The organism is Actinomadura sp. WAC 06369 (assembly GCF_003947565.1).
GTDB lineage: Bacteria > Actinomycetota > Actinomycetes > Streptosporangiales > Streptosporangiaceae > Spirillospora > Spirillospora rifamycini.
Genome location: NZ_QHJN01000217.1, coordinates 1 through 11,291, shown reverse-complemented (window position 1 = coordinate 11,291; position 11,291 = coordinate 1). Strand labels below are relative to the sequence as shown.

Sequence of the window (11,291 nt, the reverse complement as noted above, 5' to 3'; positions counted from 1 at the left end):
GCGGACCGCCGCGCGTCCCGCACGGCGGTCCGCCCCGCCCGTACGGGTCGCCGCCGTGGCGGGCGCCGCACCCGCCGGCGGCGCCGCTGCCGCCACCGCCGCCCGTCCCGGTCGTGGCCCCCGCCGTGTCGAGCGGGGTCGGCTGGGCGCTCGTCCCGCTGCTCACCTTCGGGTACGGGACGCCGTTCTCGTTCATGTACGCCGCGATCAAGCGGGGCTCGTGGGGGATGGGCGCCGCCGCCACCGGCTACGGCGCCGGCCTGATGGTGTCGATGGCGTCGTTCGGGTTCGACAGCCTGCTGCTCAGCGCGATCGGCTCGTTCCTGATGATGCTGCTGTGGATCGGCGGCACCGGGCACGCGTTCGCGGCGCGGTCGAAGGTGTTCCCGAAGGAGCCGCCGCGCAACCTCGCGAACGAGCACGCCGTCGAGGTCGCCAAGTTCCGGCGGACGCTGCGGGAGGAGGCCCGGGAGCTCGCCGCGCGCGACCCCGCGCTCGCGCGCGAGCTGCGCATCGGACGTCCGGACGAGCCGCGCACCTACGACGACGGCGGCCTCGTCGACGTCAACCACGCCCCGCCCAACATCATCGCGGCGCTGCCCGGCATGACGCCCGAGCTGGCCGAACGGGTCGTGCGGCGGCGCGCGGAGACGGGCCCCTTCATCTCCGTCGAGGAGATGGTCGTGGACGCCGACCTGCCCCCCGACGTCCTCCCCCAGCTCGCCGACTTCACGATCTTCCTGCCGTAACGTCCGACCCGTCCGGTAGAACCGGTCTCCGAACCCGCTCCCGCTCCCCGGAGGCCGACACGTGCCCGACGCGCCGATCATCGAACCGTACGACGAAGAAGAGGGCCTGCCGCACAGCTGCTACCTGCTGGAGTTCTCGGTGTCGCCCGGCGGCGCCCGGCAGGGGGACGTGCACGTCGCGCCGACGCTCGACCTGCTCCGCGAGAGTTTCGAGCGCCGGGCCCACGGGGCGGACGGCTACCTGGTGATGCTGTACGGCGCCGTCCTGCACGCGTGGGTCGTCCAGGAGGGCGAGATCGTCCAGGGCGTCGACCTGCATCCCTTCCTGCGGACGGGCGACGAGCGCTGCGACGCCGCGCTCGCCCGGGTGCTCGCCCTGTCGGCCGACGACCTCGACGACTACGACGACGAGGACGAGGACGATGAGGACGACGAGGAGGAGACCGAAGAGACCGAGGAGACCGAGGGCGACGAGACCGGCGGCATCGTCGCGCGGATCTTGGAGCCGTACGACTTCTCGCCGGAGCGGTCGCTGCCGCTGCTGGCGCACGCGTTCGACCTGCACGAGCGGAGCCTGGACGGCGACGCCGCCGCCCGCGCCGAACTCGACCGCATCCTCGCGGACGCCGACGCCGGGAAGGCGCCCGAGTCCTTCGGCGGCGTAACGGTCGACAGACTCGCCCTCGACTGGGAGGCCGTCGCCGCGGCCCTGCCGCCGCTGCGGGAGCCGGTGCTCGCCACGAAGTGGCTGGGCGTCCGCTGGGCGGACGGAGCCGAAAGGCACCCCGAGACGTACCTCGAACCGTGGGGCGACGGGCCGCTCGACCCGTTGCACCTCGGGCTCAACGACCTCGAAAACGGCGAGGACGAGTACCTCTAGCGGGTACCCCTAGAGCGCGACCTTCAGGACGCCGGTGAGCGCGAGTTGCGCGAGGGACAGCGGCACGAGCCACGCCCAGGCGAGCTTCTGCAGCTGGTCCTCGCGCATCCGGGGGTTGGCGACGCGCAGCCAGATGACGCAGAACACGAGCGCCGCGACCTTCAGCGCCGTCCACAGCCAGCCCAGCTCGGTGTTCAGGAACGGGCCCTTCCACCCGCCGAGGAACAGGACGGCCGTGAGCGCGCAGAGCACGACGATCCCGGCGTACTCGGCGAGGATGAACAGCGCGAACCGGAGGCCGCCGTACTCGGTGTACGGGCCGAAGATGATCTCCGAGTCGGCGACCGGCATGTCGAACGGGGGGCGGCGCAGCTCGGCGAGGCCCGCGACGAAGAACACGACCGCGCCGACCGCCTGCCACGGCAGCCACCACCAGCGCCACTCCTCGACGACGCCCTGCAGCGACAGCGTCCCCGCCGCCATCGCCACCGACGCCGCCGCGAACACCATCGGCAGCTCGTACGACATGAGCTGCGCCGCGACGCGCATCCCGCCGAGCAGCGCGTACTTGTTCGCCGACGCCCAGCCCGCCATGATCGCGCCGATGACGCCGACGCCCATCACCGCCAGCGCGAAGAACACCCCGACGCCGAGGTCGAGCGCGACCTGACCGCCCGGCCCGACCGGGATGACGAGCAGGACCAGCAGGTACGGGACGAGCGCGACGCCCGGCGCGAGCCTGAACACCCACCCGTCCGCCGCCCGCGGGACCACGTCCTCCTTCTGCGCGAACTTCACGCCGTCCGCGACGAGCTGCGCCCACCCGTGGAAGCGGCCCGCGTACATGGGGCCGAGGCGGCTCTGCATGTGGGCCATGACCTTGTGCTCGGCCTGCCCCACCAGCAGCGGCAGGACCGCGAACGCGGCCGCGACGAGCGCGAGCTTGACGACGGCCTCAAGCATCCGCGTCCCTTTCCGGCGGGGGTGCGGCGGGACGGGCGGCGCGTTCGGCCGCCTCCGCCCACGGGCCCGCGTCGGGGATCCCGGGCGGACGGACGCGGCGGCGGCTCGGCGCCCCGTGCCCCGATTCGCCCGGTTCCTTCGCGCCCGGCCACGGTTTCGCGACCCGCGCCGCGAGGACGAAGTCCTTGCGCAGCGGATGCCCCTCGAAGCCGTCCGGCAGGAGGAGCGGCACGAGGTGCGGGTGCCCCTCGAACGCGATGCCGAACATCTCGAACGTCTCGCGCTCGTGCCACGCCGCGCCCCGGTACACGGCCGTCGCGGTCGGCAGCACCGGCGCGTCCCGGGGGACCCGCGTGCGGACGAGCAGGTGGTGGCGGCGTTCGAGCGAGTACACGTGCACGACGACGGCGAAGCCGTCCTCCAGCTCGTCGACGCCGGTCAGCCAGTCGAAGAAGCCGCAGGCCAGGTCGTCGCGGGCGAACACCAGCGCGTCCGTCCACAGCTCGGGCGGGACGCCGACGGCGAGGCCGCCGTGCGTCTCCTCGGTGCTGACCTCGTCGCCGAACCGCTCGCGCCACGCGGACTCGAGCCCGGCGGCCCCGTCCGGGGTCACCGGTCGCGCCCGATCTCGTCGCCGTGCCCGATCTCGCCGTGCGGGATCTCGTCGTCGTGCGGGATCTCGTCGTCGGGTCCGCCGTCGGACAGCCCGGGGATGATCGTCGGGTCGTGGTCGCGCAGGTCGCGGGCGCGGCGCCCGGGGAGGCCGAACCGCGGCGGGTCGTCCGCGACCGCCTGCACCGGGAGCGTCTCGTCCCCGTCGGGGTTCCCGACGGGCAGGACGGGGACCGTCTCGTCCCCGTCCGGCGTCCGCCCGGTGGGACGGGGCGGGGGTGCCGGGTCGCCGACGGGGGCCACCGGGATCGTCTCGTCCGCGGGTCCCGGCACCGGCGGGGCGCCGTCGAGGGACGGGACGGGCTGCGTCAGGACGTCGGCCGCCTGCACGGCCTCGACGTCGGACGGCCCGAGCGGCCGTTCGTCGTACTCGGGGGCGTCGCGCGCCGCGTCGTCGTCCGGCGGCGCAGGACGGTCGGGGACAGCGGGCGCGGCGGCGGCGGGGGCGTCACCGGGTCGCCGTCGTACCGGTCCCGCAGCGTCTCCCCCGCGATCCGCTCCTGCAGGCGGACGATGCCGTGCAGCAGCGCCTCGGGACGCGGCGGGCACCCCGGTACGTACACGTCCACGGGGATGATCTGGTCGACGCCCTTGGTGACGCTGTAGGAGTCCCAGTAGGGGCCGCCGCAGTTGGAGCACGCGCCGAACGAGATGACGTACTTCGGCTCGGGCATCTGCTCGTACAGGCGCCGGACGGCCGGGGCCATCTTGTCGGTGACCGTGCCGGACACGACCATGAGGTCGGCCTGCCGGGGCCCCGGCGCGAAGGGGATGACGCCGAGGCGCATGAAGTCGTGCCGGCTCATCGAGGTGGCGATGAACTCGATCGCGCAGCAGGCGAGACCGAAGTTGAACACCCACAGGGAGTACCGGCGCCCCCAGTTGAGCACGAACTTGATCGGCTTCGGGGCGACCCGCGACAGCGGCCCCACGCCCGGCGGCGGTAGATCGACGGCGCCCGTTCCCTCGTTGCCCACGCCCTCATTGTGACAGCCGGGGCGCGCCCCGTTCAGGCCCGCGGAAGGCCGCGGCGGGCGGTCACACCCAGGACAGGACGCCCTTCTTCGCGGCGTAGGCGAGGCCGGTGGCGAGGAACCCCAGGAAGACGAACATCTCCCCCAGGGTGGTGAAGCCGTAGCCGGGGGCGTCGAAGACGGTCGCCCACGGGAACAGGAAGACGGCGTCCACGGCGAACACGACGTACAGGTAGGCGAACACGTAGTACCGGACGTACGAGTGCGCCCAGCCCTCGCCGACCGGGTCGACACCGCACTCGTACGTCATGAGCTTCTCGGACGTGGGACGATGCGGGCGCAGCATGCGGTTGGCGGCGAGCCCGCCCCCGACGACGGCGCCTCCTACCAGGAGCAGCGCCAGGACAAGCGCATATGAGTCGAAATAGTTATGCACGAGTTCCTCCCGGCCTGCGTCTCACCAAGTATCCCTGAGGACGGCCCCCGGGGAGTGTGACGGCCCAACTCCCCCCTGGAGGATCGCAGTGTCATCCTTTTACTGCACACTAGTGATGCATTGGGGTCAGTTGACCTGGAAGGACGTGACCAGATGAGCAACCCTCCTCCTCCGCCACCGGGCGGCTGGGAAACCCCGGGCGGTTCGTCCTGGCCGCCTCCGCCGCCGCCCGCGGGTCCGGGCGGTCCCGGCGTCCCGGGCGGGCCGGGTCCCGGTGTCCCCGGCGGGGCGGGCGGACCGGGCACCCCTCCCCCCTTCTTCCCCCCGCCGCCGGGTGCGCCGATGGGGCCGGGGATGCCCCCGCCGTCGCCGAAGCGCGGCAACGGCCCGCTGATCGCTCTGCTGGTCGGCGGCGGCCTGGTGGTGGTGCTCATCGTCGCCGTGGTCGCGGTGGTGATCGCCACGAGCGGCGGCATGACCCCCGAGGAGAAGCTGCGCGCCGCGGCGGACGACATCGGCGCCGACACCTCCGTCGGACTTGAGGGCGACTTCGGCGGCGGCGCGAACGCGGTCCGCGGTGAACTGTCGGTCACCAAGGGCGGCCGCGCCTACGGCGAGGTGACCTGGAACAACAGCAAGGTCACCGTGCTGGCGGCCGACGGGATGCTGTTCGCCAAGGCCGGCACCGCCTTCTGGAAGCAGCAGATCTCCGGCTCCGAGACGCCGTACTACCTGAAGGACGGCGAGCAGTGGGGGCGGATGAACGCCGACGAGCTCGACCTGAAGTTCAAGGAGGAGCTGTCGCCGACGGCGCTGGCGTCCAAGCTGGACGCGGCCGCGAGCGGAACGGTCGACCCGGTCGAGACGAGCTGGAAGGGCACGAAGGCCCTCAAGTTCAGCACGTTCTCCTCGACGCTCTACATCAGCGACTCCGACGATCCCGAGCTGCTGCACTACGAGGCGACGTCCCCTCGTGTGGCGCTGGACGTCAGCCCGAAGAGCTCCTCGCAGAGCGAGACGATCGTCTCCAACATGCGCACGAGCATGGGCGAGCTGAAGGACTCGTTCAACGCGGCGGCGCGCCCGACGATCGCCGAGTGGAAGAAGGGCAACTGCCAGGACGACTCGGGCTGCACCGTGCAGGCGCAGATCCGGCCGCCGTACGGGGCCGGGACGCCCGTCAGCATCGAGATCCAGTTCTCGCTGACGGCCGGGAGCCTGACGGGCAAGAGCCTCGGCGAGTGCACCACCACGATCACGATCAAGACGGAGAGCCCGGTCTGGGCGAGCTGCCGGGTCAAGAGCTCCGCGTGGACGAGCTGGGCCGAGAAGACCGGCGGCACGTTCTACAAGCACGCCGACTACAAGGTGATCGGCGCCACGGCGAGCGAGGTCCAGGCGATGCAGAGCGGCCTCGAGAGCGAGTAGGCGCAGGCCACCGCCGGTGAGGGGCGCCCGGGCACCGCATCCGCGGTGCCCCGCGCGCCGCACCGGGCCGCGCCCGGATGCCCGGCGACGCGTCCGTCCCCGCTCCGGGGACCCGCGTCGTCGGGCATTCTTGTCATCGTGGACGTCCCTTCCTCCGAGCCCACCGATCCCGCCGCGCCCCGCACGCCTCCCGGGCGCCCGCACGAGCCCGTCGCCCCGCGGCGCGGCCGCCGCGCCGGCGTGCCGCGCGACGTGCCGGTCGCCGGACGGGCCGCGCACGAGCGGCACCCGGACGCGTTCGCGGACGACCCCGCATGGCCGAACGCCGCCCCGGCCCCGGCCGGGTTCGGCGGCGCCGGCCGGCCCGATGGGCCGGGCCGGCCCGGGCGGGTGCCGCCGGACGGCCGGGGGCCGGTGGCGCCCGGGGCCGTGCCGGGGCGGCAGCGCGGGATGGCGAAGCGGAACCGGATGCTGCTGCTCGCGGCCGGGGTCGCGATGGCGGCGACGGCCGCAGGCGCCGTCACGATGGCGACGGCCGCGGACGACGCACCGTCCGGCCCGATCGCGAAGCCGTCCGTGACGCCGCCGCCCGCGTGGTCGCTCGCGGCGGGCCGGCGGCTCACCGACGGGCTCGGCCTCCGCTACGCGGGCACGCTCACCGTCGCGGGCGGCCCCGCGCAGCTGCGGCTGCAGATCAGCCCGGAGGGGTCGGCCAGCGGGACCCTCACCGCCGGGGCCCGCACCGCGCTGCTCGCCACGGTCGACGGCGTCACCTACATCAAGGCGGAGCTCGACTTCTGGCGCGCGTACGCGGCGGGCACCGAGCATCCCGAGTACTACGCGGGCGCCTGGGCGAAGGCGCCGCTGACGCTGCCCGGCGTGGACGTCGCGAAGGTGCTGTCGCCGGAGTCGGTGGCGCGGATGCTCGCCGAGGCGTCCGCGAACCCGAAGCGGGAGGAGGTCGGCGGCGTCCCCGCCTACGTGGTGCGGGCCGCGGAGGCCGAGTACCTCGTCGCGGCCGCCGCACCGCACCGCCTGCTGGGCGTGCGCACGTCCGGCCGGACCTCGCTCGCGCTCAAGGCGCAGCCCCTCACCGACCCGGCGCCCCTGTTCAAGGAGCTGCGCGCGCGCGTGAAGCGGCTCGGCGGCGCACCCGACCCCACGCTCCACTTCACGCCCGGCAAGCTGACGTTCAAGAACTGCGACCAGAACGTGAACGGCTGCACCGTCCAGGTCCCGGCGACGCTGTCGACCTGGGAGGGGACGGTCTCGCGGGACGCGCGCGCGTCGCTGCGGGCATCGCTCGATTCGCGAGGGCGGCCGCTCGGCACCTGCCGCGGGTCGGCGCCCGTGACGGAGGCCCGGACGGTCACGCTGAGCTGCACGGTCGCGGGCAAGCAGTGGCGGACGTGGATGCAGGCCGCGCTGAACAACCCGGGCTCGTACCCGTACCAGGCGAGCGCCCGCGTGATCGGCGAGGCGCTCGCCGCGGACGACGTCCGGGAGTTGCTCGCCGAGATCAACGCCGAGCGCCGGGAGCTGGTGCAGGCCGCGGCGCCGCGGCCCGGATCGTCCGCCTCGCCCGGCACGCCGGCGCCGGACGCCCCGCAGGCCGTGACGTCGCGGACACCGTGAGCGCCCGGCGGGCCGGGCGGCCGGAGTCGGCCGCGGCCGGGGTCGCGTGGGGGCCGGTGGGTTCGAACGGATTTCGCTCTGTCTACACTTCGGGGCGTGAACTCCGTGCCCATGGGAGATGACGGCTCCTCGGCGAACCGCAAACGGCTCGTCCGGCGGCTGCACGTCGACCTCTGCCGCCAGCACAGCTGCCTGTGTCAGCGGTGACCAGGGGGATTCGACCAGTTCGTACCCGCGGTGTCCGGTGACTCAGCAGTCCCCCGATCCCAGCATCGCCTCCCGGACATACCATGAAGGCAAGCCTAAGTAGCATCACGATTCTGGGTGCCTCCCCCAGGTCGGGTGCTGCGCGTCGAGGAGGTCTTCCTCTGTGACCAAACAGGTCCAGCAGCTCGACCGCGTCATCATCCGCTTCGCCGGGGACTCCGGTGACGGCATGCAGTTGACCGGCGACCGCTTCACCCAGGAGACGGCCGCGTTCGGCAACGACCTTTCCACGTTGCCGAACTTCCCGGCCGAGATCCGCGCCCCCGCCGGGACCCTCCCCGGCGTGTCCAGCTTCCAGTTGCACTTCGCCGACCACGACATCCTCACGCCGGGCGACGCGCCCGACGTCCTGGTCGCCATGAACCCGGCCGCCCTCAAGGCCAACCTCGGGGACCTCCCCCGCGGGGCGGACGTCCTGGTCAACACCGACGAGTTCACCAAGCGCAACCTCGCCAAGGTCGGCTACGCGGCCAACCCGGTCGAGGACGACTCGCTCGCCGAGTACCGGGTGCACGCCCTGCCGCTCACGTCGATGACGGTGACCGCCCTCGCCGACTTCGACATCTCCAAGAAGGACGCCGAACGCGCGAAGAACATGTTCGCGCTCGGGCTCCTGTCGTGGCTGTACCACCGCCCGACCGAGGGGACGCTCGCGTTCCTGGAGCGCAAGTTCGCCAAGAAGCCCGAGATCATGAAGGCGAACATCGCGGCCTTCCAGGCGGGCTGGAGCTACGGCGAGACCACCGAGGCGTTCTCGGTCCAGTACGAAATCAAGCCGGCCGAGCACGAGTCCGGCCTGTACCGCAACATCACCGGCAACGTCGCGCTCGCGTACGGGCTCGTCGCCGCGGGCGTCCAGTCCGGGCTGCCGGTGTACCTCGGCTCGTACCCGATCACCCCGGCGTCCGACATCCTGCACGAACTGTCGAAGCACAAGCGGTTCGGTGTCAGAACGTTCCAGGCCGAGGACGAGATCGCGGCCGTCGGCGCCGCGCTCGGCGCGTCCTTCGGCGGGTCCCTCGGCGTCACCACGACGTCCGGGCCGGGCATCGCGCTGAAGAGCGAGACGATCGGTCTCGGCGTCGCCACCGAGCTGCCGCTGCTGGTCATCGACGTCCAGCGCGCCGGACCGTCCACCGGGCTGCCCACCAAGACCGAGCAGGCCGACCTCCTCCAGGCCATGCACGGCCGCAACGGCGAGGCGCCCGTCCCGGTCATCGCGCCGCAGTCGCCGTCCGACTGCTTCGACGCCGCCATCGAGGCCGCGCGTATCGCCGTCAAGTACCGCACGCCGGTCATCCTGCTGTCCGACGGCTACCTCGCGAACGGCTCCGAGCCGTGGAAGCTGCCGGACGTCGCGGGCCTGCCGAAGATCGAGCCGGACTTCGCGGCGGCGTCCGACGCCGACTTCCAGCCGTTCAAGCGGGACCCGGAGACCCTCGCCCGTCCGTGGGCGATCCCCGGCACCGCCGGGCTGGAGCACCGGATCGGCGGGCTGGAGAAGGCCGACGGGACCGGGAACATCTCCTACGACCCGTCGAACCACGACAAGATGGTCCGGCTCCGCCAGGCCAAGGTCGACGGCATCGCGAACGACATCGCCCCGCTCACGGTGGACGACCCGTCCGGTGCGGCCCGCGTGCTCGTCCTCGGCTGGGGCGGCACGTTCGGCGCGATCTCCGCCGGCGTCCGCCGCGTCCGCGACACCGGGCAGCACGTCGCGCAGGCCCACCTGCGGCACCTCAACCCGTTCCCCGCGAACCTGCCCGAGGTCCTGCGCTCCTACGACAAGGTCATCGTGCCGGAGATCAACCTGGGCCAGCTCGCGCTGCTGCTGCGCGGCCGGTACCTCGTGGACGTCATCGGCTACAACCAGGTCCGCGGCCTGCCCTTCAAGGCCGAAGAGCTGCAGGGCGTCATCCAGGATGTGATCGACAGTGAGTGAAGTCAACGGCAACGGCCGCAGCCCCCTCTCCCTGGTCCCGAAGACCGACGGCAAGCAGACGCTGAAGGACTTCAAGACCGACCAGGAGGTCCGGTGGTGCCCCGGCTGCGGTGACTACGCGATCCTCGCGGCCGTCCAGTCCTTCCTGCCCGAACTCGGGCTGCGCAAGGAGAACATCACGTTCGTGTCGGGCATCGGCTGCTCGTCCCGGTTCCCGTACTACATGAACACCTACGGGTTCCACTCGATCCACGGCCGCGCCCCCGCGATCGCGACGGGCCTCGCCACCTCGCGTCCGGACCTGTCGGTCTGGGTCGTGACCGGCGACGGCGACGCGCTGTCGATCGGCGGCAACCACCTGATCCACGCGCTGCGCCGCAACGTCAACCTGAAGATCCTGCTGTTCAACAACCGGATCTACGGGCTGACCAAGGGCCAGTACTCCCCGACGTCCGAACTCGGCAAGGTCACCAAGTCGACGCCGATGGGGTCCCTGGACGCGCCGTTCAACCCGATCTCGCTCGCCGTCGGCGCCGAGGGCACGTTCGTCGCCCGCACCATCGACTCCGACCGCAAGCACCTGCAGTCGGTGCTGCGCGCCGCCGCCCAGCACCGCGGCACCGCGCTCGTCGAGATCTACCAGAACTGCAACATCTTCAACGACGGCGCCTTCGAGCCGCTGAAGGACGCCGACGTCCGCGACGACGTCACCGTCCGCCTGGAGCACGGCGAGCCGATCGTCTTCGGCGCCGACCGCTCGAAGGGCCTCCGGCGCACCCCGACCGGCTCCTTCGAGGTCGTGAACGTCGCCGACGTCGACCCGTCCGAGATCGTGGTCCACGACGCCCACAGCCAGGACCCGTCCCACGCGTTCGCCCTGTCCCGCCTCGACTCGCCCGCGTTCGAGCACACCCCGATCGGCATCTTCCGCGACGTCGACCGCCCGTCCTACGACGAGCTGATGCGCGAGCAGGTCGACGGGGCCGTCGAGGCCCAGGGCGCCGGTGACCTCGCCGCCCTCCTCGGCAGCGGCGACACCTGGCGCATCGACTGACGCACACCCGGAGAACCCGGCCCCACGCCTTGCGGGGCCGGGTTTTTCGCGTATGGAACCGTCGCGAAACGGGCACCGTTCCACGTGGTGAGCGATCAGCGAACAGCGGCCGGGTTCGGACGCGACACGGTGCGGGACGGCGTCTCATCCTGGAACACTGGAGAGATCATGTCCCCGGGGAGGTGACGATGCGGGTCGTGCCGCGCCGTAACAAGGACCGTCGACGCCAGAAGGACGACGCCCCGACCCCGGACAATCAGGACACCCAGCCCCTCACCGACCCTTCCC

The 11,291-nt window shown here is 72.5% G+C and carries 11 protein-coding genes; 6 read left to right on the top strand and 5 right to left on the bottom strand.

Annotation, left to right across the window (positions count from 1 at the left end; all coding sequences use genetic code 11):
• On the top strand, window positions 1-749 hold a 749-nt coding region (locus DMH08_RS35580), incomplete at its 5' end, for a ComEA family DNA-binding protein (RefSeq protein WP_148108631.1).
• A 61-nt stretch (window positions 750-810) separates the two neighbouring features.
• On the top strand, window positions 811-1,629 hold the full coding sequence (locus tag DMH08_RS40560; RefSeq protein WP_158642450.1) for a hypothetical protein: 819 nt from the start codon (window positions 811-813) through the stop codon (window positions 1,627-1,629).
• A 9-nt stretch (window positions 1,630-1,638) separates the two neighbouring features.
• Here DMH08_RS40560 and DMH08_RS35570 read toward each other — a convergent pair whose 3' ends face one another.
• From DMH08_RS35570 to DMH08_RS35550, 5 genes are all read right to left on the bottom strand, one after another.
• A complete protein-coding gene (locus DMH08_RS35570) occupies window positions 1,639-2,592 on the bottom strand; it encodes a complex I subunit 1/NuoH family protein (RefSeq protein ID WP_026404261.1) in 954 nt (317 codons plus the stop codon).
• A complete protein-coding gene (locus DMH08_RS35565) occupies window positions 2,585-3,205 on the bottom strand; it encodes an NADH-quinone oxidoreductase subunit C (protein WP_125620523.1) in 621 nt (206 codons plus the stop codon). Before DMH08_RS35565 ends, DMH08_RS35570 begins: the two co-directional genes overlap by 8 nt.
• Window positions 3,202-3,594, bottom strand: coding sequence for a hypothetical protein (locus DMH08_RS35560; RefSeq protein WP_125620522.1), 393 nt, complete (start codon window positions 3,592-3,594; stop codon window positions 3,202-3,204). The genes DMH08_RS35565 and DMH08_RS35560 overlap by 4 nt, the downstream gene beginning before the upstream one ends.
• A complete protein-coding gene (locus tag DMH08_RS42695) occupies window positions 3,573-4,241 on the bottom strand; it encodes an NADH-quinone oxidoreductase subunit B (protein ID WP_325052978.1) in 669 nt (222 codons plus the stop codon). The genes DMH08_RS35560 and DMH08_RS42695 overlap by 22 nt, the downstream gene beginning before the upstream one ends.
• A 61-nt stretch (window positions 4,242-4,302) precedes the next feature.
• Window positions 4,303-4,674 carry an NADH-quinone oxidoreductase subunit A gene (locus DMH08_RS35550; RefSeq protein ID WP_026404262.1) on the bottom strand — a complete coding sequence of 124 codons (372 nt, stop codon included), beginning with the start codon at window positions 4,672-4,674 and terminating at the stop codon, window positions 4,303-4,305.
• 354 nt (window positions 4,675-5,028) lie between these two features.
• Here DMH08_RS35550 and DMH08_RS35545 point away from each other — a divergent pair, with 354 nt between their 5' ends.
• From DMH08_RS35545 to DMH08_RS35530, 4 genes are all read left to right on the top strand, one after another.
• A complete protein-coding gene (locus DMH08_RS35545; protein WP_233618011.1) occupies window positions 5,029-6,102 on the top strand; it encodes a hypothetical protein in 1,074 nt (357 codons plus the stop codon).
• A gap of 138 nt (window positions 6,103-6,240) precedes the next feature.
• Window positions 6,241-7,737: a hypothetical protein gene (locus tag DMH08_RS35540; RefSeq protein ID WP_125620520.1), complete on the top strand. Its 1,497-nt coding sequence runs from the start codon at window positions 6,241-6,243 to the stop codon at window positions 7,735-7,737.
• Window positions 7,738-8,107: 370 nt separating this feature from the next.
• The gene (locus DMH08_RS35535; protein WP_026404265.1) at window positions 8,108-9,949 is read left to right on the top strand and encodes a 2-oxoacid:acceptor oxidoreductase subunit alpha; all 1,842 of its coding nucleotides are present in this window, start codon (window positions 8,108-8,110) and stop codon (window positions 9,947-9,949) included.
• Window positions 9,942-11,003: a 2-oxoacid:ferredoxin oxidoreductase subunit beta gene (locus DMH08_RS35530; RefSeq protein ID WP_125620518.1), complete on the top strand. Its 1,062-nt coding sequence runs from the start codon at window positions 9,942-9,944 to the stop codon at window positions 11,001-11,003. The genes DMH08_RS35535 and DMH08_RS35530 overlap by 8 nt, the downstream gene beginning before the upstream one ends.
• Window positions 11,004-11,291 lie beyond the last annotated feature (288 nt).

Bases quoted from the DNA above. Each gene is read 5' to 3' on its own strand.
- DMH08_RS35570 (WP_026404261.1), bottom strand. From the start codon at position 2,592: ATGCTTGAGGCCGTCGTCAAGCTCGCGCTCGTCGCGGCCGCGTTCGCG.
- DMH08_RS35545 (WP_233618011.1), top strand. From the start codon at position 5,029: ATGCCCCCGCCGTCGCCGAAGCGCGGCAACGGCCCGCTGATCGCTCTG.